The organism is Guyparkeria halopsychrophila (assembly GCF_044582135.1).
Classification (GTDB): Bacteria; Pseudomonadota; Gammaproteobacteria; order Halothiobacillales; family Halothiobacillaceae; genus Guyparkeria.
In genome coordinates this window covers 1-25,416 of sequence record NZ_JBDODP010000002.1, presented here as the reverse complement: position 1 = coordinate 25,416, position 25,416 = coordinate 1, and the positions used below count along the sequence as shown (strand labels likewise).

Annotated in this window: 25 protein-coding genes; 19 read left to right on the top strand and 6 right to left on the bottom strand. The window is 65.8% G+C overall.

What is annotated here, in order from left to right; translation table 11 throughout:
* The first annotated feature begins 14 nt into the window (after positions 1-14).
* The 10 genes from ABGV18_RS01110 to folE2 all read left to right on the top strand — a co-directional run bounded on the left by ABGV18_RS01110 (position 15) and on the right by folE2 (position 10,279).
* On the top strand, positions 15-578 hold the full coding sequence (locus ABGV18_RS01110) for a hypothetical protein (protein WP_396582137.1): 564 nt from the start codon (positions 15-17) through the stop codon (positions 576-578).
* A 5-nt stretch (positions 579-583) separates the two neighbouring features.
* A complete protein-coding gene (locus tag ABGV18_RS01105) occupies positions 584-1,987 on the top strand; it encodes an FAD-linked oxidase C-terminal domain-containing protein (protein WP_396584450.1) in 1,404 nt (467 codons plus the stop codon).
* Positions 1,988-2,060: 73 nt separating this feature from the next.
* Entirely contained in the window at positions 2,061-2,882 is an 822-nt protein-coding gene (locus ABGV18_RS01100; RefSeq protein WP_396582134.1) for a cytochrome C assembly family protein, read from the top strand.
* Positions 2,883-3,051: 169 nt separating this feature from the next.
* Positions 3,052-4,326, top strand: coding sequence for a CNNM domain-containing protein (locus ABGV18_RS01095; protein ID WP_396584449.1), 1,275 nt, complete (start codon positions 3,052-3,054; stop codon positions 4,324-4,326).
* A 6-nt stretch (positions 4,327-4,332) separates the two neighbouring features.
* Positions 4,333-5,715 carry a DNA repair protein RadA gene (gene radA / locus ABGV18_RS01090; RefSeq protein ID WP_396582132.1) on the top strand — a complete coding sequence of 461 codons (1,383 nt, stop codon included), beginning with the start codon at positions 4,333-4,335 and terminating at the stop codon, positions 5,713-5,715.
* A gap of 121 nt (positions 5,716-5,836) precedes the next feature.
* Positions 5,837-6,118 carry an exodeoxyribonuclease VII small subunit gene (locus ABGV18_RS01085; RefSeq protein ID WP_396582131.1) on the top strand — a complete coding sequence of 94 codons (282 nt, stop codon included), beginning with the start codon at positions 5,837-5,839 and terminating at the stop codon, positions 6,116-6,118.
* 62 nt (positions 6,119-6,180) lie between these two features.
* On the top strand, positions 6,181-7,089 hold the full coding sequence (locus ABGV18_RS01080; protein WP_396582174.1) for a polyprenyl synthetase family protein: 909 nt from the start codon (positions 6,181-6,183) through the stop codon (positions 7,087-7,089).
* Positions 7,089-9,005 carry a 1-deoxy-D-xylulose-5-phosphate synthase gene (gene dxs, locus ABGV18_RS01075; protein WP_396584448.1) on the top strand — a complete coding sequence of 639 codons (1,917 nt, stop codon included), beginning with the start codon at positions 7,089-7,091 and terminating at the stop codon, positions 9,003-9,005. The genes ABGV18_RS01080 and dxs overlap by 1 nt, the downstream gene beginning before the upstream one ends.
* Positions 9,002-9,403 (top strand): 6-carboxytetrahydropterin synthase QueD, encoded by a 402-nt coding sequence (gene queD, locus ABGV18_RS01070; RefSeq protein WP_396582129.1) that lies wholly within the window; start codon positions 9,002-9,004, stop codon positions 9,401-9,403. Before dxs ends, queD begins: the two co-directional genes overlap by 4 nt.
* Positions 9,404-9,490: 87 nt before the next feature.
* Positions 9,491-10,279, top strand: a complete 789-nt coding sequence (gene folE2 / locus ABGV18_RS01065) for a GTP cyclohydrolase FolE2 (RefSeq protein WP_396582128.1) — start codon at positions 9,491-9,493, stop codon at positions 10,277-10,279.
* A 142-nt stretch (positions 10,280-10,421) separates the two neighbouring features.
* Here the strand turns inward: folE2 and bamC are convergent, their stop codons facing one another.
* Together bamC and dapA are read right to left on the bottom strand one after the other, a co-directional pair.
* A complete protein-coding gene (bamC, locus tag ABGV18_RS01060; protein ID WP_396582127.1) occupies positions 10,422-11,537 on the bottom strand; it encodes an outer membrane protein assembly factor BamC in 1,116 nt (371 codons plus the stop codon).
* Positions 11,538-11,578: 41 nt separating this feature from the next.
* Entirely contained in the window at positions 11,579-12,496 is a 918-nt protein-coding gene (dapA, locus tag ABGV18_RS01055) for a 4-hydroxy-tetrahydrodipicolinate synthase (protein WP_396584447.1), read from the bottom strand.
* A gap of 271 nt (positions 12,497-12,767) precedes the next feature.
* Between dapA and ABGV18_RS01050 the strand changes: the two genes are divergently transcribed.
* From ABGV18_RS01050 to ABGV18_RS01040, 3 genes are all read left to right on the top strand, one after another.
* Positions 12,768-13,271 carry a redoxin domain-containing protein gene (locus ABGV18_RS01050; protein ID WP_396584446.1) on the top strand — a complete coding sequence of 168 codons (504 nt, stop codon included), beginning with the start codon at positions 12,768-12,770 and terminating at the stop codon, positions 13,269-13,271.
* 305 nt (positions 13,272-13,576) lie between these two features.
* Positions 13,577-15,004, top strand: a complete 1,428-nt coding sequence (locus ABGV18_RS01045) for a PhoH family protein (protein ID WP_396584445.1) — start codon at positions 13,577-13,579, stop codon at positions 15,002-15,004.
* 229 nt (positions 15,005-15,233) lie between these two features.
* On the top strand, positions 15,234-15,803 hold the full coding sequence (locus tag ABGV18_RS01040) for a DUF302 domain-containing protein (protein WP_396584444.1): 570 nt from the start codon (positions 15,234-15,236) through the stop codon (positions 15,801-15,803).
* A 301-nt stretch (positions 15,804-16,104) separates the two neighbouring features.
* Here the strand turns inward: ABGV18_RS01040 and ABGV18_RS01035 are convergent, their stop codons facing one another.
* The gene (locus ABGV18_RS01035; protein ID WP_396582122.1) at positions 16,105-17,058 is read right to left on the bottom strand and encodes a LysR family transcriptional regulator; all 954 of its coding nucleotides are present in this window, start codon (positions 17,056-17,058) and stop codon (positions 16,105-16,107) included.
* Positions 17,059-17,291: 233 nt separating this feature from the next.
* Between ABGV18_RS01035 and ABGV18_RS01030 the strand changes: the two genes are divergently transcribed.
* Both ABGV18_RS01030 and ABGV18_RS01025 read left to right on the top strand, forming a co-directional pair.
* Complete coding sequence (locus ABGV18_RS01030; protein ID WP_396584443.1) at positions 17,292-17,816, top strand: DUF4124 domain-containing protein; 525 nt, start codon at positions 17,292-17,294, stop codon at positions 17,814-17,816.
* 173 nt (positions 17,817-17,989) lie between these two features.
* A complete protein-coding gene (locus ABGV18_RS01025) occupies positions 17,990-19,696 on the top strand; it encodes a proline--tRNA ligase (RefSeq protein WP_396584442.1) in 1,707 nt (568 codons plus the stop codon).
* An 83-nt stretch (positions 19,697-19,779) separates the two neighbouring features.
* Here ABGV18_RS01025 and ABGV18_RS01020 read toward each other — a convergent pair whose 3' ends face one another.
* The 3 genes from ABGV18_RS01020 to ABGV18_RS01010 are packed head-to-tail and all read right to left on the bottom strand — an operon-like array spanning position 19,780 to position 22,616.
* Positions 19,780-20,568: an HlyD family efflux transporter periplasmic adaptor subunit gene (locus ABGV18_RS01020; RefSeq protein WP_396584441.1), complete on the bottom strand. Its 789-nt coding sequence runs from the start codon at positions 20,566-20,568 to the stop codon at positions 19,780-19,782.
* Positions 20,565-22,034: a TolC family protein gene (locus ABGV18_RS01015; RefSeq protein WP_396582118.1), complete on the bottom strand. Its 1,470-nt coding sequence runs from the start codon at positions 22,032-22,034 to the stop codon at positions 20,565-20,567. Before ABGV18_RS01015 ends, ABGV18_RS01020 begins: the two co-directional genes overlap by 4 nt.
* Before the next feature lie 51 nt (positions 22,035-22,085).
* On the bottom strand, positions 22,086-22,616 hold the full coding sequence (locus ABGV18_RS01010) for a thioredoxin family protein (protein WP_396582117.1): 531 nt from the start codon (positions 22,614-22,616) through the stop codon (positions 22,086-22,088).
* A 325-nt stretch (positions 22,617-22,941) separates the two neighbouring features.
* Here ABGV18_RS01010 and wrbA point away from each other — a divergent pair, with 325 nt between their 5' ends.
* From wrbA to ABGV18_RS00990, 4 genes are all read left to right on the top strand, one after another.
* Positions 22,942-23,502 (top strand): NAD(P)H:quinone oxidoreductase, encoded by a 561-nt coding sequence (gene wrbA, locus ABGV18_RS01005; RefSeq protein WP_396582116.1) that lies wholly within the window; start codon positions 22,942-22,944, stop codon positions 23,500-23,502.
* Positions 23,502-23,936 (top strand): DUF2069 domain-containing protein, encoded by a 435-nt coding sequence (locus ABGV18_RS01000; protein ID WP_396582115.1) that lies wholly within the window; start codon positions 23,502-23,504, stop codon positions 23,934-23,936. Before wrbA ends, ABGV18_RS01000 begins: the two co-directional genes overlap by 1 nt.
* Before the next feature lie 2 nt (positions 23,937-23,938).
* Complete coding sequence (gene galU, locus ABGV18_RS00995) at positions 23,939-24,760, top strand: UTP--glucose-1-phosphate uridylyltransferase GalU (RefSeq protein ID WP_396582114.1); 822 nt, start codon at positions 23,939-23,941, stop codon at positions 24,758-24,760.
* A 102-nt stretch (positions 24,761-24,862) separates the two neighbouring features.
* A complete protein-coding gene (locus tag ABGV18_RS00990; protein ID WP_396582113.1) occupies positions 24,863-25,345 on the top strand; it encodes an FKBP-type peptidyl-prolyl cis-trans isomerase in 483 nt (160 codons plus the stop codon).
* Positions 25,346-25,416 lie beyond the last annotated feature (71 nt).

Here is a 25,416-nt window from a genome sequence, read left to right as displayed (position 1 = left end):
CGGACTCGACGCCCATGAGCGACATCCTCGACGGCCTGAAACGACGCATCGACAATGATCTGGCCGAGATCGGCCAGCTACTGGAGGCCGGGGCACCCCAGGCGCTGGAATCTGCCGGCGTCATTCTGACCGCGGTGCTCAATGGCCAGCGTGTCTTCGCTTGTGGCTCGCGCGAACGTAACGACATGGCGCACTATTTCGCCCGCCTGATGACCGGGCAACTGGAGCACCCGCGACCGGGCCTGCCCGTGCTGGCACTGTCCGAATACCCGGGTGGCAAGGAGCCGTTCGCCCGCTCCATCCGCGCACTCGGAGCCCAGAACGACGTCCTGTTCGCGATCAGCTGCAACGCGGTCGACGGCATCCTGCCGGCCCTGCGGGCGGCCCACGAGCGCGACATGCAAGTGGTACTGCTCTCGGCCGGCTCCGAGGAGGTGATCGCCCCCCACCTGCATAGCCAGGATCGGCTGATCTGCATCCCCACGGAGCGCCCGGGCATTGCCTACGAAACACAGATCAAGTGCATCCACGCGTTGGTCGACCTGGTCGACCGCCAGCTACTCGGCCTGACCGACTGATCCCCATGAGCGGACTCGAAATCTTCCTCGACCAGCTCGCCGCCGCCCTGCCCGGCGACCGCATCCTCTCGGATGCCGGCTCGACCTGGGCCTACGGCATGGACAACAGCCGCGTGCACCATGCCCCGGCGGTCGTGGTCTTTCCCGAGACCCACGACGAGGTGGCCGAGGTGATGCGTTTGGCCTATGCCCATCGCATACCGGTGACCACGCGCGGACGCGGCACGGGCACCGCCGGCGGCTCGGTACCAGTCCTCGGGGGCGTGGTCCTGGTTACCGACCGCATGACCCGGGTGCTGGACTTTCGCCCCGAGGATCGACTGATCGTGGTCCAGACGGGGCTGATCAATGCCGAACTGCAACGCATCGTCGGCGAGAAGGGCTTTTTCTGGCCCCCCGACCCCACCAGCAATGCCCTGTGCACCATCGGCGGCAACCTCGGTTGCAATGCCGCCGGCCCGCACGCGGTCAAGTACGGCACCACCCGCGAGAATGTCCTCGGCCTGCGGGCGGTCGACGGTCGGGGGCGAACCATCAAGGCCGGCTCGCAGACCACCAAGGGGGTGGTCGGGCACGACCTGACCCGGTTGCTGATCGGCTGCGAGGGCACACTGGGCGTGATCACCGAGGCGACACTCAAGCTCACGCCGCTGCCGGAAACCCGACGCCTGCTGCGCGCCTTCTACCCGGACATGCATGCCGCCTCGGCGGCGGTCTCCCGCGTGATGGCCCAGCCGGCCACCCCGGCGGCGATCGAGTTCATCGACGGCAATGCCCTCGACCTGCTGCGCAAGAACTCGGCGGTCGATATCCCGGCGACCGCCGGGGCCATGCTGATGATCGAGGTCGACGGCGACCAGAGCGGTATCGACGCGACGGTCGAGCGGGTGGTCGCGGCGGCAAGCGCGGCCGATGCCGATATCGCCGTCGCGCAAACGGCCGAGGAACAGGCGCGACTGTGGGCCGCCCGTAAGGCGCTCTCGCCCACCCTGCGCCAGGTTGCGCCGAAGAAGATCAACGAGGACGTGGTCGTGCCGGTCTCACGCATTCCGCGACTGATCGAGACCCTGGATGACATCGCCACCCGGCACGCCATCACCATCGTCAGTTTCGGCCACGCCGGCAACGGCAACATCCACGTCAACCTGCTGGTCGACCCGGACGACCCGACGCAGATGGCCGGTGCCGAGCAGGCCCTGGACGAGGTGTTCGACGCGGTCCTGTGCCTGGACGGCACGCTCTCGGGCGAGCACGGCATCGGCCTGGTCAAGCGCGAGTTCGTCGCCCGCGAGATCCCACCGGATTCGCTCGACCTGATGCGCGGCATCAAGGCCGTCTTCGACCCGGCGGGCATTCTCAATCCGCACAAGAAACTGCCCGACCGACCCGACGAGGATTTGCCACACTGACTCTGTGGCAGACTGTGTCGTCGATCGACACGAACCCGCCCTGCGGCCCCCGATTCCAGGAGGAGCGTCCCCCGTGGACCACAGCGTGACCTTTCTCGCCATCGCGACCATCGCCGGCTTTGTCCTTGCCACCGTTTTCCTGCTGGTGGACCAGTGGCCACGGCTCGAGCGGGTATCCTTCCGCCTGCCCGGACTGCTGCTCGCCGTGGCGGCGCTGATCGGTCAAGGCGCCCTGCTCTATCAATTGGGGTTCCAGTCGGAACCGGCCGCACTCAACCTGAGCGTGCTCAACTCGCTGGCCGCGGTGTTCGGCCTGGCCAGCGCGATCACGGTGATCAGCGCCTTCCGCGAACGGCTCGATGGGATCGCGGTGGTGCTGCTGCCGGTCACGGCCCTGACGGTCTTTCTCACCGTGTTCGTGCCGGAATCGAACGTGCCCATCCGCACCGGCGAGTTCGCCCTGGATGCCCACATCCTGATCTCGCTGTCGGCCTACGCCCTGCTGACCCTCGCTGCCCTGCAGGGCGTGATGCTGCTGATCCAGCACCAGGCCCTGCATGGCCACAACCCGGCCGGCTGGGTCCGGCGACTGCCGCCGATGGAGTCGGTCGAGCAGTTGATGTTCCGCTTCATCGTGATCGGCTTTCTGCTGCTCACCATGGCGTTGATCACCGGTTTTCTGTTCCTGGAGAACATCCTTGCCCAGCACCTGGTGCACAAGACCGTGCTCTCGGTGATCGCCTGGGTGGTCTTCGCCGTGCTGCTGGTCGGGCGACACATCGCCGGCTGGCGCGGTCGTACCGCGGTACAATGGACCCTGGCGGGTTTCATCCTGATGGGCCTGGCCTATTTCGGCACCAAGATCGTGCTCGAGTGGATCCTCAACCTCCAGTGAGCCGATCAGTGACTCGATCACCCGCTCGAAACGAGCCATCGCCGCGCGATTAGGCGGGCCTCGGATCGAACGCCCTTACGCTTGATGCCCCCACCTTGTCGAGCCGGCTCGAAATGCCGGGGGCGTCGACGTACACTTCCCGCTGGTTCAATCACAAGCGTCACCTCTCTTGAACGAAATACCCTTAGGTTATCTGTTCGCGGCCCTCGCCGTGCTCATCGTCCTGTCCGCATTCTTCTCCAGCTCGGAGACCGCCCTGATGGCGCTCAACCGCTACCGGTTGCGCCACCTGGCCAAGCAGGGCCACCGGGGTGCACTACGGGCATCAAAGCTGCTCGAGCAACCCGACCGGCTGATCGGCCTGATCCTGCTGGGCAACAACTTCGTCAACATCCTGGCCTCGTCCATCGCCACGGTGATCGGCCTGCGGTTGTTCGGTGATTCCGGGATCGCCATTGCCACCGGGGCGATGACCTTCCTGTTGCTGATCTTCGGCGAGGTCGCACCCAAGACCGCCGCTGCGGTCTTTCCGGAGCGATTCGCCTTCCCGGCCTCGTTCGTCTACACGTTCCTGATCCGCCCGCTGCGGCCGGTGATCTGGCTGATCAACTGGATGGCCAACAGCCTGCTGTCGATCTTCGGCCTGCACCCGAGCGGCGCCGGATCAAACGCCCTGACACGCGCCGAGCTGCACACGATCGTGCGCGAATCCGGGCAGCGCCTGCCGGATTTGGACCAGACCATGCTGCTCTCGGTCCTCGAACTGGGCCAGGCCAGCGTCGAGGACATCATGATCCCGCGCGCCGAGATCGTCGGCATCGACATCACCCAGGACTGGGATCACATCCTCGACCAGTTGATTCACGCGCAGTACTCGCGCCTGCCCGTGTTCGAGGGGTCGGTCGAACACACCATCGGCATCATCAACGTCCGGCGACTGATCGGGCCGCTGATCGATCAGAGCCTGACGCTCTCGCGTCTCAAGCGCCGGCTGGCCGAACCCTACTATGTCCCCGAGGGCACGCCACTAACGACCCAGCTCCTGAACTTCCAGCGTCAGGAGCGTCGCTCGGCGTTGGTGGTCGACGAGTACGGCGACATCCAGGGCCTGGTCACGCTCGAGGACATCCTCGAAGAGATCGTGGGCGAGTTCACCACCTCGCCCGACTCGGATCACGAAGGGATCACCCTGCAGGACGATGGCCGCTATATCGTGCGCGGCAACCTGCCGATCCGCGAGATCAACCGCGAGCTCGAGGTCGATCTGCCTACCGACGAGGCCAGCACGCTCAACGGCCTGGTGATCGAGCAGCTCGAATCCCTGCCGACCGTGGGTGCCGCCGTCGAGTTACCCGACGCCCATATCGAGGTACGCACGGTCAGAAAGCGCGCGGTCGATACCGCCCTGATCACTACCTTCAAACGCGACGACAGCGGGATCTAAGGCCCCATGGCGAAGAAGAGCCAGACCGCCTTCGTCTGCCGCGAGTGTGGCGCCGACCACCCCAAGTGGGCCGGTCGCTGCACCGATTGCGGCGCGTGGAACAGCCTCGCCGAAATGCGCCTGCCGGGCGGCAAGTCGCCCACACGCGAGGTGGCCGGCTACGCCGGCGAGGCCGCGCGCATCACCGCCATCGGTGAGGTCGAGGTCTCCGAGACCCCGCGCGAGTCCAGCGGCCTGGGCGAGCTCGACCGGGTTCTGGGTGGCGGATTGGTCCCCGGCTCGGTGGTGCTGCTCGGTGGCGATCCGGGCATCGGCAAGTCCACCCTGCTGCTGCAGACGGTCCTGGGCCTGCAGGATCGCCTCGAGTGCCTGTACGTCACCGGCGAGGAATCCCTGCAGCAGGTCGCCCTGCGCGCTCGCCGGCTGGGTACCGACCTCGCCGGGCGGGCCGGCGAGCTGACGCTGTTGAGCGAGACCCGCATCGAGTCGATCCTTGCGGCCTGCTCGAAATCGCTGCCCGGGCTGATGGTGGTCGACTCCATCCAGACGCTCTACACCGAGGAGCTCTCCGCCGCCCCGGGCTCGGTCTCGCAACTGCGCGAGGCCACCGCCCAGCTGGTGCGCTTCGCCAAGCGACATGACGTGATCGTGCTGATCGTGGGCCACGTCACCAAGGAAGGGGCGCTCGCCGGCCCCCGCGTGCTCGAGCACATGGTCGACACGGTGCTCTACTTCGAGGGCGATCCGGGCGCGCGCTTTCGCGTCATCCGCGCGGTCAAGAACCGCTTCGGCGCGGCCAACGAGGTGGGCGTGTTCGGCATGACCGACCATGGCCTCAAACCGGTCTCGAACCCGTCGGCGATCTTCCTCTCCCGCCACGAGAAGCCCGTGCCGGGCAGCGTGGTGATGGTCACTCGCGAAGGCACCCGCCCGATGCTGGTCGAGGTCCAGGCGCTGGTGGCCGATCACCCCGGCGGCGGCTCGCGCCGGCTTACCGTCGGTCTCGACCAGAACCGGTTGGCGATGCTGCTCGCCGTACTGCATCGCCACGGCCAGGTCGCGCTGTTCGACCAGGACGTGTTTCTCAACGTGGTCGGTGGCGTGCGCGTCAACGAGACCGCCTCCGATCTGGCCAGCCTGATCGCGATGTTGTCGAGCTTTCGCGACCGCCCGCTGCCGCAGGGGCTGGTGATCTTCGGCGAGGTCGGGCTGGCCGGTGAGATCCGCCCGGTCCCGGGCGGCCCGGAGCGACTGACCGAGGCGGCCAAGCACGGCTTTACCCGCGCGATCGTGCCGCGCGGCAACAAGCCGTCCAAACCAATCGACGGCCTGGAAGTCATCGCCGTGGCGCATCTCGACCAGGCCATCGAGGCGGTCGACACCTTCTGAATCCGCACCGATCCGATCGACCGCTTTGGTTACTTCCCCTCGCTCCCGCAGGGACACGCTCGATTCGTGCAGAGGTTCCCTACGACGATATAATCGAGCCCAGCTATCCGAGAGGCTTCCCATGGATTCTTCCCCCGCATCCAAGACCATCCGTTCGCAAACCGTCGAGAACGGCGATCCGTCCGCGATCACGCGCTACGAGCAGGCCCTGACCGAGCTTGAGCAGATCGTGGCTCGCCTGGAGACCGGCGAGCAGAACCTCGAGCAGTCGCTCAAGGACTACGAACGCGGCGTCGAACTCGAACGCCAGTGCCAGCGGGCCCTCGACGAGGCCGAGCGGCGGGTGGCGGCAATCAACGACCCGGAAGCGGATGAGTCCGGACGCGACGAGCGCTCGTCCTGACGCCCGTGACCCACGCCCCGCACAGCAGCACCCTGGCCGCCCCGGATGGTTTCGACACCTGGCTGACCGCCTTTCGCGACCAGGTGGAGGTGCGCCTGACGTCCGCGCTTGACCGCCAACTCGCCGACACCCCGCCTCGACTGGCCGGCGCCCTGCGGCACGCCAGCCTCGACGGCGGCAAGCGCTTTCGCCCGGCCCTGGTCTTTCTCGGCAGCCTGATTGGCCGCCCGTGGCCCGAGACGGACGAGGCGCGATTCGACGGCCTGTGGCCGGCCGCCATCGCCGTCGAACTCGTGCATGTCTACTCGCTGGTCCACGATGACCTGCCGAGCATGGATGACGACGACCTGCGCCGCGGGCGCCCCACCCTGCACCGCGCCTTCGACGAGGCCACCGCGATCCTCGCCGGGGACGCCCTGCAGAGCCTAGCCTTCACGACACTGGCCGAGGCGCAAGCCGACCCCGCGACCCGACTCGACTGGACCCGCCGCCTCGCCGCGGCGATCGGCCCGGCGGGCATGGTCGGCGGCCAGGCGATCGACCTGGACCTTGCCGGGCAGGCGGGTGACGACGATGCCCCGGATCTGGCCCAACTGGCCGACCTGCACGATCGCAAGACCGGCGCACTGATCCGCGCCTCGCTGGGTTTAGGCGCCCGCTGGGCGGGCCTGCCGGAACGCCAACTCCGGCTGGTCGACGACTTCGGGCGCCTGCTGGGCCGGGCCTTCCAGATCCAGGACGACATCCTTGATGTCACCGGTTCGGCCGAAGACCTGGGCAAGACCCCGGGCAAGGATGCCGCGGCGGACAAGTGCTCCTACGTCACCGTCGCGGGACTCGACGGCGCACGTCGCGAGCTCGACGACACCGTGCGCCACGCCCACGCCGTGCTGTGGGAACTGGCCACCCTCGGAGCCGACGGCCAGGCGTTGAGCGCCTGCCTCGATTTCGTCACCCGGCGGCGCTACTGATGCCGCTCTCCCCCCGCCAGACACACCTGCTCGACGTGATCGAACGGCCAGCCGACCTTCGGGCGCTCTCCCGCGGCTCGCTCGCGGCGCTCGCCGAGGAGATGCGCCATGCGCTGCTCGAGCAGGTCGAGGCGACCGGTGGGCACCTAGCCGCCAACCTCGGTGTGGTCGAACTCACGCTGGCCCTCCACCGGGTCTTCGACACACCCTACGACCGGCTGGTCTGGGATGTCGGCCACCAGACCTACCTGCACAAGATGCTCACCGGTCGCCGCGCCTGGATGAGCCAATTGCGCCAGCACGGCGGCCCTGCCGGCTTCACCCGGCGGGCGGAAAGCGAATACGACCCCTTTGGTGCGGGCCATTCCAGCACCTCGATCAGCGCGGCGCTCGGCATGGCGCTGGCCGCCGAACGCAAGGGCGAGGACCGCCAGGCAGTCGCGATCATCGGCGATGGCGCCATGACGGCCGGGCAGGCCTTCGAGGCGCTCAATCACGCCGGCGACCGGCAGGCCAATCTGCTGGTCATCCTCAACGACAACGAGATGAGCATCTCGGCGAATGTCGGCGCGCTGAACCAGCACCTGACCCGGCTGCGCAGCAATCCGGTCATCGAGCGATTCCGCCATTCCGGCGAGGAAATACTCGCGCAGGCCGGCCCGTTGGGCGAATTGCTGGAATCGACCCGCGCCGGGCTGCGGGACGGCATGCACCACCTGCTGGGCACCTCGAGCCTGTTCGAGGAACTGGGCTTTCGCTACTTCGGCCCGATCGACGGTCACGATCTCGACACCCTGCTCGATACCCTCACCAATCTGCGCGAACAGCGCGGGCCGCGCCTGCTGCACGTGGTCACCCAGAAGGGTCGCGGCCTGGCGCCGGCCGAGCGCGACCCGGTCGGTTTTCACGGCGTGGGACGCAATGGCGTGAGCCGGGCGATGTCACCCTCGACCGAAAAGCCAAAAAAGCCGGTCGCCCCGTCAACCTGGACCGAGCTCGCCGCCGCACGACTCGAACACCACGCCGAATACGACCAGCGCGTGGTCGCGATCACCCCCGCCATGATCGAGGGCTCCGGTCTCAAGGGGTTTGCCGCCCGCTTCCCGGAACGCCTGTACGACGTCGGCATCGCCGAACAACACGCCGTCACACTGGCCGGCGGGCTGGCCACCGAGGGTTTGCGCCCGGTGGTCGCCATCTACTCGACCTTCCTGCAACGCGCCTGGGACCAGGTGATCCACGATATCGCCCTGCAGGACCTGCCCGTCACCTTCCTGGTAGATCGCGCCGGCCTGGTGGGACCGGACGGCCCCACCCACGCGGGCAGCTTCGATCTGTCCCTGGGGATGAGCGTGCCGAATCTCGCCGTCGCCGTCCCGGCCCATGCGCGCGATCTGGCTGCGGCCATCGACTGGGCCTTGGCGCACGACGGTCCTTGCCTGATTCGCTACCCGCGGGATCAGTGCCCGGATGACCTTGGCGGCCAGCCATTGGGCGAAGCCGCCACGACGCCGCACCTCTTGCATCGCGGCACAGCGGACGCGCCTCGGCGGGTGTTGTTGATCGGCATCGGCGCGATGGTCGAACGATTGGTCCCGATCAGCGAGACCCTGGATGCCACGCTGGTCAACCTGCGCTGGGCCCGCCCGCTGGCGACCGAACGCCTTGCCGCGCTGGCCGCGGAGCATGACGCCGTAGTCACTGTCGAGGAAGGCAGCCGCATCGGTGGGGTGGGCAGCGAGTTGCTGCTGGCGCTGGCCGAGCACGGCGTGAATCGCCCCGGTCTGCGTTTGGGGCTAGAAGACCGTTTCATCGAGCATGGCACCCGCGAGGAGTGTCTCGCCGACACCGGGCTTGATTCTCGTTCGATCGCCACTAATATCGCCGCATTTCTGGACAAGGTGAGCGCCACATGAGCAACCCGTCTTCCCTGCCGTCAGGGGGCAGTTACACCCTGACCACCGAGGTGGAATTCGCCGCCGCCCACCGGTTGCACGGCTATGACGGCAACTGCTCCCAGCTGCACGGTCACAACTGGCGGGTGGTGATCGAGGTCACCGGTCAGCGGCTCGACCGCGTCGGCATGGTGGTGGATTTCAAGGCCATCCGGACTCGCGCACGCGAGATCGCCAAGGAGCTCGATCACGCCTACCTCAACGAGGTGCCGCCCTTCGACACGGTCAATCCCACCGCCGAACATCTGGCCGCCTACTTCCACCAGGCCCTGGCCACGACCTTCGACACCGACACTTACGGGGTCTCGGCCGTCACGGTCTGGGAAAACGCGCGCTCGGCGGTCACCTTCCGTCCCTGAGCCGCCCCGGCGAAGCGCGCAACGGCGTGCTAGAGTCAGGCCCCGAAACGGCACCGCCCACCCACTCACACAGCGTTTGAACTGCCCATGAACAGCCACGACATGCCCGATGTCCAGTCCAGCCACGATGCACGCGATATCGCGATCGACCAGGTGGGCATCAAGGCGATTCGTCATCCCATGACGTTCCTCGACCTCGGACAGGAACACGCGACCGTCGCCGAGTGCCAACTGACCGTCGGGCTGCCGGCCGACAAGAAGGGCACCCACATGTCGCGCTTCGTGGCGCTGCTCAACGAGGGGCCGCTGCGGCTCTCCGTGGACAACCTGGCCGAATGGACCGAGGCGATGATCGATCGACTGGAGGCACTCTCCGGCGAGGCGCACTTCTCGTTCCCCTACTTCATCGCCAAGGATGCCCCCGTCAGTGGCCAGGGCGCGATGATGGACTACGACGTCACCCTGATCGGGCGCGTCGAGCACGGCCGGGCACACATCGGCCTGAAGCTCGTGATCCCCGTTACCAGCCTGTGCCCCTGCTCGAAGGAGATCTCGGCCTACGGCGCGCACAACCAGCGCTCTCACATCACGGTCGAGACGGAAATCAGCGATCCGGCGCTCTCGTTGCGCGATCTCATCACCGCGGTCGAGGCCGAGGGCTCCTGCCCCTTGTGGGGGCTGCTCAAGCGTCCGGACGAGAAGTACATCACCGAGTACGCCTTCGACAACCCGAAGTTCGTCGAGGACATGGTGCGCGACGTCGCCAACGCCCTGGAAGGCTATCCGGGTCTCAACGGATTTTCGATCAGCGTCGAGAACTTCGAGTCGATCCACAACCACTCGGCCTGGGCCGTGATCCATCGCCCCGGGCGATGAACCAGCCATAACCCGGTCGACAAACCGGCACTGACCCGACGGCTCGCACCGCGAACCGTCTCGGCAACCGAAAAAAGCCCCGTCTCGACGAGACGGGGCTTTCTTGTGGGTCGCGGCCGGGCCCTCGACGGGCCCGCCGGGGTTACTCGAGTTCCGCGTTGATCTTGGAGAGGATCACGGCCCGATCCTGCGGCAGGGTGCCGCCGGCCACGTTGATGCGCTCGATGCGCACGTCGGTGCCGCCGTCACGCCGCGGCTCGACCTTGAGGGTCAGGTGCAGGGTCATGTCGGCGTCCTTGTCGATGGTCACGCCGCGCATCACGATGCCCTCGTAGAGGCCCTGCGGGTAGCTATGCTTGACCTCGATCTCGCCCTCGTCCTGATCGCGCGAGACCGGGTCGAAACCGAGGCGATCCAGCGCCAGGCCAACGCGGTTCCAGGCACGCGGAAAGGATTGGCTGACCTCGATGTAGCGATCCTCGGGCTCGTCGCCGGTGATCACCTTGGAGCGGGCAGAGAACGTCTGTCCGACCAGGGCACGGGATTCCTCGGCATCGTTGCCCGAGAGATACGCCGCCAGCCGCGACATGGTCTCGGCGGTCATGGCCGAGGAATCGACCGGGTTGCTGTACTCGAAGGTGGTGCTTTCGTCACCCGGCACCAGCGGCTCGTCGCCGGTCAGCTCGCGTTTCTGCCCGGTGACGAACACCAGGGTCTCGTTCTCGCCCTCACCCCGCTCGATGCGCAGGCGCACCTTCTCGATGGAATCCGGCTTGAACAGCGTGTCCCGGGCGATCTTGAGGAAGCTCATGATGTTGAAACCGCCCCCATCGTTGCTGGCCACGCCGGTCCAGTCCGTCTCGATCAGGCCGACGCCCGGCTCCAGCCGACGGATGGAATAGCCCTCGTCGCGCAGAAAGCCCTGCAACTTCGGCCAGACGGAGTCGGGATTGGTGCCCACGACCAGGTAGCGGCTACCCGGCTCGCCGGCCACCCGGATGTCGGTGCCCGTGGCCAGCACGCCACCGTCCTGGTTGCGCGACATCTGCTCGGCCCGGGCCGAGGCGATCTCCGGCAGGGCGACCGAACCGCCGGCGGCCGGGGCGGAAAACGCCGGCGGCACTTCCAGTTGCGCGGCGCGGTCGGCCTCGCGGTCATCGTCGCCGCCGATGAACGGAATGCTGGAGCAACCGCTGATCAGGCCCGTGGCCGCTAGTGCGGCAAAGGTCAACATCCGGGAGGGGGTGGGGTATCGCATGCCTGTTCGGTTCCAGTGTCTTGTTTGAGTGTCGGGTGTTTTCAGAGTGAGAGCGATTCGGGTGAATCGGACGAGAGGCAGCCGGCCTCGTTGAGCGCCTGCTCAAGCCCCGCATGGCAGTAGCCATCCAGCGGCGTCAGTGGCAAACGCAATGTCGGTCCGATCAGGCCCATGCGGTGCAAGGCCCATTTGACCGGAATCGGATTGGTCTGACAAAAGAGTTCGCGATGCAGTGGTGCCAGACGGGTGTCGAGCGATTCGGTCGCCTCGTCGTCACCGGCGAGCGCCGCCTCGGCCATTTGCGCCATCAGCGTCGGCGCGACGTTGGCAGTCACCGAGATGCTGCCTTGGCCACCCGCGAGCATACAGGCCGCCCCCAGATTGTCCTCGCCACTGTAGACGGCGAAGTCGGCCGGCCGGCGCTGGATAATGTCTCGCATGCGCTCGATCGAGCCGGTGGCCTCCTTGATGCCGACGATGTTCCGGTGCTCGGCCAGCGACAAGGTCGTGTCCGGTGCCATGTCCACCGCCGTCCGGCCGGGAACGTTGTAGAGAATCATCGGCAGGTCGACCACATCGGCGATCGCCCGGAAGTGCTGCTTGAGGCCTTCCTGGGTGGGCTTGTTGTAGTACGGGGTGACGGAGAGATGCGCATCCGCACCCGCGGATCGAGCCCCCCTAGCCAGGGCGAGCGCCTCGCGGGTGGAGTTCGCGCCGGTACCGGCAATCACCCGGATGCGGCCGGCGGCCAGATCCACGACGGCCCTGATCACGGCGATATGCTCTTCGTAGTCGAGGGTCGCTGACTCGCCCGTGGTGCCGACCGCAACGATCGCGTGCGTGCCGGCGGCGATGTGCCACTCGATCAGGCGTTTGAGACCGACATAATCCACTGCGCCGTCTTCATGCAATGGGGTGACCAGGGCCACCATGCTGCCGGTAATCGTATTCGCCGCCATGTCGCCTCGCGTGTTTGTGTCGCCTACGGATCGGTAGATCGCGGCTGTCGCGCCCGTTGACAACCATGCGGGAGGTCTTCGAATGGGCGGAGCCAAACTCGCATAGTACCGGCAGTTATCCGCCAGTGACAAGCCGTAGCCATCGCGGCTCAACACCCCGTCGTCACAGCCCGCACGGGTCTTTGGACGGCTGCTATATTGATCTCAGGAGCCAACCGCCGGATACCCGCTTTCATCACATCGTCACAGCCGAGGAGTTCCATCGAACCCAATGAGTACCCAGAGCCGCGCCACGCCCTCCCCCGAACCCCGTCAGGGCCAACCAGCACCGGACTTCACCGGCCAGACCACCGACGGCGAAACGCTGGGGTTAGCGGACTTTCGTGGCACCCCGCTGGTCCTCTACTTCTACCCGCGTGACAACACCCCCGGCTGCACCACCGAGGCACGCGATTTCCAGGCGGCCCTGCCCGCCTTCACGGCTGCTGGCGCCCGGGTCGTGGGCGTGTCGAACGATGATGCGACCAGCCACCGCAAGTTCTGCGACAAGCAGGGCATCGAATTCCCGTTGATCGCCGACACGGACCGTTCGATCAGCCAGGCCTTCAACGTCCTGCGCATGAAGAACATGTTCGGCAAACGCTTCGAAGGTATCGAGCGCAGCACCTTTCTCATCGACGCCGACGGCGTGATCCAGCAGGCCTGGCGCAAGGTCAAGGTACCGGGTCACGTCGAGGCGGTACTGCAGGCCGTTAGGGAAGGCCTGCATGAATAGCCAACGCCTCTGCGAGTCGCCAGGCGTCCAGATGCTAGGCGCGGTGCGCCGCCCAATGGCCGTCGCCATTGGCAAGCGCTGCAACACCGCCGATGGGCGCCTGGCGGCTCGCCCTGCGGGGCTTGCCGGCTTGCCCGTCCTCGGTGTTGCCGATTCTCGACGGGCAACGAGCCCGCCTTCGAATCGGCGCCTTGATGGCGAACAAGCCGGTAAGCCAGAGGCATTGGGTATTCGTGCAGGCCTTTCCCAAGGCACTCTGACGACGATCGGCCGCCCTCCAAAAACCACAGGGACCTTCTGACGCGATGATCAACACCACCCGCAAGCACCGCTGCCTGTTCATCCTCGACACCAACGTGCTGATGCACGACCCCACCGCCCTCTACCGCTTCATGGAACACGACATCTACTTGCCGATGATCGTGCTCGAGGAACTCGACGCCGGCAAGAAGGGCCAGTCCGAGACGGCGCGCAACGTCCGACAGGTTAGTCGGTTCCTCGACGACATGTTGGCCGACGTGGACATCGCCACGATCAACCAGGGCCTGTCGATCCATACCGTCTTGCACGGCCAGTCGGAAAGCAGCGTGACGCCGACCGGGCGGCTGTTCCTGCAAACGCGCGAGGAGAGCAACGAACTGCCGATCAGCCTGCCGGGCAGCCGCGCGGACAACCAGATCCTCGGCATCACCCTGGCCTTGCAGGAGCGAATCACCGACCGCGAGGTGATCCTGGTCTCCAAGGACATCAACCTCCGGATCAAGGCGACCGCGGTCGGGCTGAAGGCCGAGGACTACCACAACGACCAGGTCCTCGATGACGTCTCGCTGCTGCACACCGGCCACCAGATACTTGGCCCGGACTTCTGGGAGGCGCACGGCGAGGCGCTCGAATCCTGGCAGGACGAAGGCCGCGTGTTCTATCGCGTCCACGGGGCCGACACCGCAGAGTGGTATCCGAACCTCTACCTGCGACTCGAGGCCCCGGCGCCCTTTACCGCCGTGGTGCGCCAGGTCGAGCCCGACGGCACCGCCGTGCTCGAGAGCGTCACCAATTACCAGCAGGAGCGACACTCGGTCTGGGGGATCACCGCCCGCAACCCGGAACAGAGCTTTGCCCTCAACGCCCTGATGGACCCCGAGGTGGATTTCGTCAGCCTGCTCGGCCAGGCCGGCACCGGCAAGACCCTGCTGACGCTGGCCGCCGCGCTGACCCAGGTCCTGGAACAGAAGCTATACACCGAGATCGTCATGACCCGCGTGACCATCCCGGTCGGTGAGGACATCGGTTTTCTGCCCGGCACCGAGGAAGAGAAGATGACGCCGTGGATGGGTGCGTTGATGGACAACCTCGAGGTTCTCGCCAAGACCGATGGCGGAAGCGGAGGCTCATGGGAACGCGCAGCGACCAACGACCTGCTCCAGTCGCGCATCAAGATCCGTTCGCTCAACTTCATGCGCGGCCGGACTTTCCAGAACAAGCTCGTCATCATCGACGAGGCACAGAACCTAACGGCCAAGCAGATGCGCACCCTGATCACCCGTGCCGGGCCGGGCACCAAGATGGTCTGCCTGGGCAACATCGCCCAGATCGACACTCCCTATCTCACCGAGACCAGTTCGGGACTGACCTTCGTGGTCGACCGCTTCCGCGGCTGGCCCCACGGGGCGCATGTGACGCTAACTCGCGGCGAACGCTCACGCTTGGCCGAATTTGCCGCCGAGGTACTCTGAAGGTCCGAAAGAAACGACCCCAAATCGGCCGACACGGACCTCTCGCCCGCGTTGTTACGGGCGATTTCCGTAGCATCAAACCGCGACATGACAGGGCTGGATAGCCAAATTAAGCCCCTTTATCAGGAGTAAATTAATCAAGTTTGTAAGCATGTACTAATGCGCAGATAATCAGGGTTGTCGAGGCCACCTGGCTTCAAGACGAAAAATTACTCAGGGAGAGTCACCCATGCGCAATTTCCTCAAGGTATCGATCCTCGGTGCCGTCATCATGACGCTGTCCGGCTGCGGCTTCATGTCCGTCAAGGACGACCTCGATCCGCAGGCGATGGACGTCTACAGCGAGATGTACGACAAGTTCGTCGAAAGCGGCGGCGATCTGGGCGCGGCCACGGTCTGGCATATGGAAGTCGCCGAAGGCCTGACGCCGGACGACATCAAGATGAGCATCGAATCTGCGGCCGTCGGCTCCGGCCTGGCGAACGTGGGCGAAATGCCCCTGTCCAAGCAGCTCGAGCTCGAGACCGGCGAAGAGCAGAAGTACATGAACATCTATCAGTACTGCAGCCCGCAGATCGCCCGCAAGGCCGTCGACTTCAGCCCGTACTTCTCGGCCTACCTGCCCTGCCGCATCTCCGTGGTCGAGGACGACGAGGGTCGCTACCACCTCTACAGCCTGAACATGGACATGTTCGTTCACGGCGGCAAGGAAATGCCGGAAGAGTTCAAGCAAGACGCCATGCACGTCCGTGACACGATAATGAAGATGATGAAAGCAGGTGCCAGCGGCGGCTTCTAAGCCCCGTTCATCCGATCGCCCCTCGGGGCGGTTCATCCAGCCCGGCCGGGTCCGCCCGCGCCGGGTTTTTTGCGTGCGCGCCAACTTCAGGTAATACCACACCGTTGACGATGACCGTCCTCTTTGTCTCGACAACGCCGGACTGAATGCTACCGGACGAGAGCCCACCACGAGCACGCTCGCCCCCACCCATCCATGCTCCAGCTCTGGTTTCTCGGGACTCACACAATAAAAAACGCCCGGAGACGGCGGCATCCGGGCGTGTTCACGATTAAGTTGACTCGAACCGGATTCAGCCGAATCAGGCCTCCTCGCCGTTGGCCGTGTGCTGGATCACCTCCAGGTCATGCATCGGCGTGCTGTCACGGCAGTAATGACGCGAAAACTCCAGCAACTGCTCCATCGCCGGCAGGCGGAACTTGTGGCGCTGGCGCACGAAGGAGAAGTCGCGATACAGCCGCGGCTTAAGGGGCACGGCCGTCAGCAGGCCAAGCTTGAGCTCCTTGCTGATGCCCGCCGATGACATGATCGACAGCCCCATGCCAGCCTCGACGGCCCCCTTGATCGCCTCGGGGCTGCCCAGTTCCATGCAAACGTCCCAACCTTCGGCCAATCCCTGCTCGTTCATGTAGGAGAGGATCACCTCGCGGGTGCCCGAGCCTTCCTCACGGCAGATAAAGGGGTACTTCGCCAGCTTCTGCACCGGCACGCCCTCCTCGCCGTAACTGGCAAGCTCGTGCTCCGGCGGCATGATCACCACCAGCTCGTCACGGCGGCAGGTCTCGACCAGCAGGTTCTTGTTGGTGACGCTGCCCTCGACCAAGGCCAGGTCGACGACGTTGTGCTCGACCATCGAGACCACGGCTTCGGTGTTCCCCACCTTCAGGCGCACGGACAGATCGGGATGCTCCTGGCGGAAATTACCCAACAGGGCGGGCAGCATGTTCTCGGCCACCGTCATGCTCGCACCGATATTGAGCGCCCCGCCGATCTCGCCGGTCATCTCCTTGACCCGTCGGTCCATCTCGTCATAGAGCTCGAATATCCGTTCGGAAATCTCGTAAACCGTGTGCCCGACGTCGGTGAGCGTCACGCGGTTGTGCGTTCGATCGAACAGGCGGGTATCGAAATGCTCTTCGAGCTGCCGAACCTGGAACGTCACCGCCGGCTGCGTCATGTGCAGCGCCTCGGCTGCCTTGGTAAAGCTCAGCAGGCGGGCAACGGTATTGAAAACCTTGAGGCGACGGTCGGCCATTGGTTCAGTCTCTGTTCCGGTGAGCGATAAAGGTGCGCGATAAACTGGGCAGAGAGTGTATCAAGCCACCTTGTGCTTTGCGACCAACGCCCAGTCGCAACGAGCACGGCACGAACGGCTCGTCGAGGGCTTTTCAGGGCCGATCAGGCGGTTTATGCTCAAGCAGGCAATGCTTCTGTTCGATCAGGGGCTGACTCGTCACTGGATCGTCCATCACTTCGGGACCCGACATCATGCAAGGAATCGCAGCACATCCCCGTTCCCCGGCCCGCTACGGCACAGGGACCGGTCGTGTCATCATCACGTCGGCAACAGCTCTGGCCGTTGCCTTCATGCTGGCCCTGACGGCGAGCCCCACCCAGGCAGCCACGGTCTACAAGTCGGTCGACGAGCGCGGCAATGTGCAGTTCTCGCAGACCCCACCCAAGGACCGGCCCTCGGAGGTCCTCGAGGCCGGCGGCGCGGACCCCGCCCCCAGCACGTCGACGTTTGCATCCGAGAACAAGGAGACACCAGCGGCGTACGATGATCGCGCCAGCGACCCCGCTACCGAGGTCAAGGTGGTCGATCGGGAAAAGGCGCGGGAGACATGCCGTCAAGCGCGGGAGCAGCACGAAGCGGTGGCCAACAGCGGCAACCAGCTGATGCTCCAGGACGAAGACGGCAAGTATCAGCCGATGAGTGAGGCCCAGCGCACCGAGCGACTCGAGCGACTCGATGCCATCATCGAAGAGGCCTGCAGCGCCGCCGAGGAATAACCCCTCCCGTTCGTTGCAGACAACGGCCGCCGCGAGCGGCCGTTGTCGTTTCCAGATCCTTTCCGCTCGATTCTCTCGACGCCCCGGCGCCCGGCTCGGTACAATCTCGGCCTGCCACGAGCCGGCGATACGACATACCGGCCTCCCCGATTTCCAACACGAACGAGACCCTAATGCGCGCCAGCCACTTCGCCATCAACACCATGAAGGAAACCCCGGCCGAAGCGGAGATCGTCAGCCACCAGCTGATGCTGCGCGCCGGGATGCTCAAGAAGCTGGCCTCGGGGCTCTACACGTGGTCGCCGCTGGGTCTGAAGGTCCTGCGTCGCGTCGAGACGATCGTGCGCGAAGAGATGGATGCCGCCGGGGCGCTGGAGCTCCTGATGCCGGCGGTGCAACCCGCCGAGCTGTGGGAAGAATCGGGTCGTTGGCAGCAGTACGGCCCCGAGCTGCTGCGCCTGACCGACCGGCACGGGCGTGATTTCTGCTTCGGGCCCACCCATGAGGAAGTGATCACCGACTACGCTCGCCGCGAGCTCAAGAGCTACCGCCAGCTGCCGGTCAACTTCTACCAGATCCAGACGAAATTCCGCGACGAGATCCGCCCGCGCTTCGGTGTCATGCGTGCCCGCGAGTTCATCATGAAGGATGCCTACTCCTTCCACGCCGATGCCGAATCGCTGGAGCAGACCTACCAGCTGATGTACGCCGCCTACAGCCGCATCCTCGATCGGCTGGGGCTCGCCTGGCGCGCGGTGGTCGCCGACACCGGCTCGATCGGCGGCAACGCCTCGCACGAATTCCACGTGCTGGCCGACTCCGGCGAGGATGCGATCGCCTACGCCGCCGATGGCGACTACGCCGCGAACGTCGAGATGGCCCCGACCTTCCCGACCAAGCAGCCCCGTCAGGAGCCGACCGAGACCATGGCCGAGGTGGCCACGCCGGGCGCACGGACCATCGACGAGGTAGCCAGCGCACTCAAGCTACCGGCCTCGCGCACGGTCAAGACCCTGCTGGTCACCGGCACCGAGTCACCGGCCGTCGCGCTGGTCCTGCGCGGCGACCACTCCCTCAACGACATCAAGGCGACCAAGCACCCGGCCATTGCCGAGCCGCTGACCTTCGTCGACGAGGCCGAGGCACCGAAACTGACCGGCGCCGCGGTGGGTTCGATTGGCCCAGTCGGCCTCGACATCCCGGTGATAGCCGACCACGCGGCGGCTGCCCTGGCCGATTTCGCCTGCGGGGCAAACAAGAACGGCTATCACCTCACCGGCGTGAACTGGGCGCGCGACCTGCCCGAGCCGGAAACCGCCGACCTGCGCGACGCGGTTGCCGGCGACCCGGCCCCGGACGACCAGGGCAAACTCGACATCTGCCGCGGCATCGAGGTGGGCCACGTCTTCCAGCTGGGCGACAAGTACAGCCGGGCGATGAACTGCGAGGTGCTCGGCGAGGACGGCAAGCCGATCACCGCGCTGATGGGCTGCTACGGCATCGGCGTCTCGCGCATCGTTGCCGCCGCGATCGAGCAGAACTTCGACGAGCGCGGCATCCGCTGGCCCCAGCCCATCGCGCCGTTCACGGTCGTCATCGTGCCAATCGGCGCGAACAAGGATGCCAGCGTGATGGAGCGTGCCGAGTCCATCTACGCGGATCTGCGCGCACGCGGCATCGAGACCATCCTCGACGACCGCGGCATGCGTCCGGGCGCGGCCTTCGCCGATTGGGAACTGATCGGCATCCCGTTGCGCGTGGTGGTCAGCCCGCGCAGTCTGGCCGCCGGTCAGCTCGAGGTGCGCCGTCGCGATGCCGAGGCCAACGAGGATATCGCCGCCGACGGCCTGTTCGACTGGCTGGATGCACAACTGGCCTGAGTGACCAACGCCGGCTTAAAACAAAACGGGGCGGGATGATTCATCCCGCCCCGTTTCTTTAATTATCCAACCAGCATTCGGATTCAGTCGTCGGGCAGCTCCAGCGAGACCGACTGACCGGCCCGCCAGCCGTCCCCCCGTTCCACACGCACCGCCAACTCGTACTGGACCGGCCCCTCGCCATCGCTACGCACGCGAATGGCATCGACCGTTCCGGTCCGCCGTTCACCGCCCCGGGCAACCGTGATCTCATCACCCAGCGCCAGCGAACCCAGCTCATCGGCGCTAACCCGCGCCGTGGCCAACAACTGGTCCGCCCGCGCGATCTCGATCAGGGTCGGCGGCGTCAATTGCGGCGAGACCACCTCGCCCACCGCGGCATCCACCGACAGGATCTGCGCGTCGAACGGCGCCTCCAGCCGGGCCTGGTCACGCTCCCATGCCCGGAGTGCGGCCTGTGCGCGCACCCGGTCGCGCTCGCCCTCGGCCTGCTCGCGGGCAATCACCGCCAGGGCGCGCTCGGAATCCGAGCCGACCGTCCGGTCATAGAGCGCCTGGACCCGTTCGGCGTCCAGTGCCGCCTCGTCGGCGGCCAGGCTCAACCCCTCGATCTGCGCGGCGACCATGCGGTGGCGCTGATCGAACGGCGTGGCATCCAGCGCCAGCAGCAGCGCGCCTGCCTCGACCCGTTCGCCGGCCCGCACCGGCACCGATTCCACCACCCCGGCAACCGGTGTCGACAGCGCCACCCGGTCAGCGAAATTCAGCTGCCCCTCGACCTCGGCGGCCCAGACGGGCCCCGCAAGGCCGGCGGCCAACAACGCCACCGGCACGGTGAGACGACGCATCCAGCCCGACTCGATCTGTTTCATGAGGTTTCCTCCGTGGTGGTTTCGCCGCCGTTCTCGTCGAGCTCCCTCCCCGCCTGCCCCATCAGCACCGCTGCCAACGGCTGATCGGTCAGCAGGGCCAGCTCGGCCCAGCGCATGGCCAGGGCGTAAGTGGTCTGCATGCGCTCGAGTTTTGCCATCGACATCTCCGCCATGGCATCGCCCAGGTCGGCCGCCTTTTCCATCTGGTAAAGCGTCTGGTTGCGCATGAAGTTGAGCTCGGCGTAATTATCCAGCGCATCGATGCGCTGCTGCCCGATCGACTGGTTCACCCGGATCATCTCCACCAGTTCGGTGGCGTAGCGGCGGATATCGGCCTCGCGCTCGGCCATGCGGGCGACCACGTCCATGCGCTCGGCCTGTGCCGCGGCGATCTCGGCGTTGCGCGCGCCACCCCGGAACAGTGGGAACTCCAGGTAGACGCCGGCACGGAACGGGTCGCGGGTGGCCCCTTCGCGGGTGTAGTAATCGGCGTTGATCTCGCCGTGGACGCTGGGCAGGTTGCCCGAACGCGCCGCGGCCAGGTCGGACTTGCTGCCGTCGTGCAGGTGGCGCAGGGCGTTGAGGGCGAGATCCTCGTCAATTGCCGTCTCGATCAGGTCACCCACCGCCGGCACCTCTCGTTCGAACAGTGGATCCAGGTCGGGGGCCTCGAGCTCGCGCGGCAACTGTCCGGGACGGCCAGCGATCTCGGCCAGGTGGCGGCGGGTCAGGCGTCGATCGGCATCCGCCCGGGCACGCTGCAGCATCACCGCCTGATAATCGCGCTCGAACACCGCGATGTCGTAGTCGGAGGTCTGACCCAGCTCGCGCCGGTCGCGGGCGCGGTCGTAGCGAATGAACAGGATCGCCATGCGCTCGTTGAGTGCCTGGTAGCGCTGATCGGCGAGCAGGACATCGAAGTAAGCCCGCAGCAGTGCCAGCCGCTGGCGTTTCTGCTCATCCATCAGGGACAGCCGTGCGCCGACCAGGCGGGACTCGGCGGCGTCTTCGCGGTCCTGCTGCCGGCCGAAGTCGAACAGCTTCTGCCGCAGGGACAGCCCCGCCCGGTGATCATCGTGCTGATCGTTCTCGACCGCGAGAGCGCCCGGTTCGATATAGCGCAGTCGTCCATCGACCGTCACCTGCGGTCGATTGGACGAGCGGATCATCTGCTGTTCGGCGCGCCGACGTTCGTAACGTGCCCGGGCGCCAACCACGCCGTACTGGTTGTCCAGCGGCAGGGCCAGCATCTGCTCGAACGTGAAGGAGTCCGGCAACGGCTCGGGACTGACCAGCCCCTGCTCGTCAACAGGCGGCGGTGGCGGCAAGGTATCCGCCGCTATCGCCCCTGAGAGCGCCGAACCGACGAGCAAGCACGCGACCACCGATGCCACGGCGATCGGCCGTGATCGGTCGCCTGGCCGACCAGCCGGCCGATTCGTGCCGAAAAGTTGCCGATTACTCATGCTCGATGCCTCCCTGCCAGATCGTCACACCGCCCCAGGCGGCCGCAACGATCACTGCTGCTTCTTGTACTTGAAGAAGTTCATGCCCGGCTCCTTGTAGGCACCGGAGGCGAAGAACGCCATCAATTGCCGGAATTCCTCGGGCGACTGTGTCGGGCCGGTGTAGCGCAGCGCCGGCTCGCCCTCGGTGTCGAAGAAGATCATCACCGGCGTAGCGCGAACGCGGTACTTCTTGAAGGCAAAATCCTTCTCCTTGAGCTGCTCGCCGTCAGGCGCGGTGATCATCACGTCACCCTCGATGTCGATGCTGACCGTGACGAAGTGCTCCTTGATGTACGCCTGCACCTCGGGGTCGGTGAACACCTGGGTCTTCATCCGATGACAGAACGGACACTCGTCCATTTCGAAGAACGCAAACACCCCGGCCTTGCCCTCATCACGGGCGGCCTCGACATCCGCCTGCAGGTCCTTGAACGGGTCGTCCCAGAAGCCCTCGAGTTCCTGTGCGTAACTGGCCGGGGAGAGCACCAATCCCAGGGCGAGCACCAGCGCTGCCCCCAAAGCGAAAATTGGGGTAATCATCGGGGCAGTCCCCCGGGTTGCCATCGTCCGCATTTGCATTACATGACTCGAATTCATTGCCGCGCCCTCTCCGTGTTACCAAGTCTCGGGCCCACATGCACCCAGACAGATAGTCGGCTATCAGTCTAGTCGATCCGACCGCATTTCAATATGCCCGCGTGGGCTGCCGGTTACCTATCAAACGATTGGGCAGACGCTCATGCGGCCGGGACGACCTTGGGGGCATCCGACAAGCCGCTGCCGCCCCCTCCTGACCGAGGTTATTGCTAAACTGCCGAAGCGACAACGACTGACGTCTGGGCCCGACCACCCCTTTGGAAACCGCGTGGATATCCTGATTCTCTACTACAGCCGCACCGGCAATACCGAATCGCTCGCTCGCCAGGCCGCGCGGGGCGTGGAACAGGTCGAGGGCGCCGAGGCCCGCCTGCGGCGCATCCCCTGCCCCGACGGACACCAACCGACCGACGGCGACCCCGAGGTGAGCATCGAAGACCTGCGCGAATGCCGCGGGCTGCTCCTGGGCAGCCCGACCTACTTCGGCGGCATGGCCTCGGCGGTCAAGCGTTTCCTCGAGGACACCAGCGGGCTTTGGTTCCGTGGCGAGCTGGCCGGTCGACCGGCCGGTGTGTTCACCTCAACCGGCTCGATGCACGGCGGCCAAGAAACCACGCTGCTGTCGATGATCGTGCCGCTCATCCATCACGGCATGCTGATCACCGGCATCCCCTACCAGCAACCGGAATTGGCGCACACCCAGACCGGCGGCACCCCTTACGGCGCGAGCCACACGGCCAACGGCCACCCCCGGCTCAGCCGCGATGAGCGCGAACTCACTCGGGCGCTAGGGGTCCGTGTCGCCACGATCGCCCGGCAACTGACCTGATGTTTGCCGGTCACACCAGCGAAGGTTTGCCGATCTGGCCACTGCGCCTGATGCTACTCGGGCTGGTCGGCGTGGTCGCGGGATATGTCGGTCTGTGGTTCGCCGGTCGCGCCGAGATCCGGCCGCAGGGCCTGACCACCGTCCTGATGCTGCTGCCGGCGATCGTCGTGTTGCCCGGCCTCTGGCGCGGGCATTACAAGACCATGATCTGGGCGGCGCTGGTCGCCCTGTTCTACCTTCTGATATCGGCCACCGATGCCGGGGCAGTTGCCACCGATCGCGGCTGGCACCTGTGGGTCGCCGTGGCCTCGACGCTGGCCTTCCTGGCCGCCTGGTGGCACAGCATCAAGCGCCGCCAGCATCTGAAAGCCCGAGGCACCACGGCCTCTAGCCGACGATCTCCCGAACAATCACGCAACAATCCAGAGGACTGACGATGATCGACAAGTGTCTGTTTCCCGCCGCCGGGTACGGCACCCGGTTCCTCCCGGCCACCAAGGTCATGCCCAAGGAGATGCTGCCGATTCTCGATCGCCCGCTGATCCAGTACGGCGTCGAGGAGGCCTTTGAGGCCGGCATGACCCAGATGGCCATGGTGACCGGGCGCGGCAAGCGGGCGCTGGAGGATCACTTCGACGTCAACTACGAGCTCGAGCACCAAATCCGCGGCACCAAGAAGGAATCGCTGCTCGCCTCGATCGATCGACTGATCGACAACTGCACGTTCTCCTACACCCGCCAACTGGAAATGCTCGGCCTGGGGCACGCGATCCTGACCGGCGAGCGCCTGATCGGTCACGAACCGTTCGGCGTGGTGCTGGCCGACGACCTGTGTGTCGGCTCGCCGGTCGGCATCATGGCGCAGATGGCCACCATCTACGAGCGGCACCAGTGCTCGGTGATCGCCGTCGAGGAGGTCCCCGAACACGACATCCACAAGTACGGCATCATCGGCGGCACGCCCATCGATGACGACGTCATGCGGGTCACGGACATGGTGGAAAAGCCCAGCGCCGAAGACGCGCCGGGCAATCTCGCCATCATCGGTCGCTACATCCTCACCCCGGACATCTTCGACATCCTGCGGGACACTCCCCCGGGCACCGGCGGCGAGATACAGATCACCGACGCCTTGCGCGAACAGGCCGAACAAGGCAAGGTAATCGCGTACCGGTTCAAGGGACGGCGTTTCGACTGCGGCAGCCCGTCGGGCTTCGTCGCCGCCACTAACCACTTTTATCACCTGAGCACGCGCTAGGGCCTTTACCCGCGCGTCCGGGGAACCTCTCGTCCATCCTGACGTCGCAGTAGGAATCGGGAGCACCCCCGACATTCACAGCCGTCCACGCGAGGCAAATCAATGCAAGTTCAAAACGACCACGTCGTTTCCATCGACTACACCCTGAAGAATGATGCCGGAGAAGTCATGGACAGCTCCGAGCAGACCGGCCCGATGGCCTACCTGCACGGCCACCAGAACATTATCCCGGGCCTGGAAAAGGCGCTGGACGACAAGGCGGTCGGTGACAACCTGTCTGTCTCGATCGAGCCGGCCGATGCCTATGGCGAGCGCAATGAGGAAATGATCCAGACCGTGCCGCGTTCCATGTTCCAGGGCGTCGACGAGATCGAGCCGGGCATGCGCTTCCAGGCTCAGACCGAAGGTGGCGTCACCGTGGTGACCATCAAGGAAGTCAACGGTGACGAGATCACCCTCGACGGCAACCACGAACTCGCCGGCGAGACCCTGCACTTCGACGTCGAGATCAAGGACGTGCGCCCGGCCTCCGAAGAGGAGATCGAGCACGGTCACGTCCACGGTCCGGACGGTCACGAGCACTGATCGACCGCCGATCGGCGCGAGCGGGATGTCCCGCCCGGCCATTGAGCCGGACATTAAAAAGGCAGCGTGTC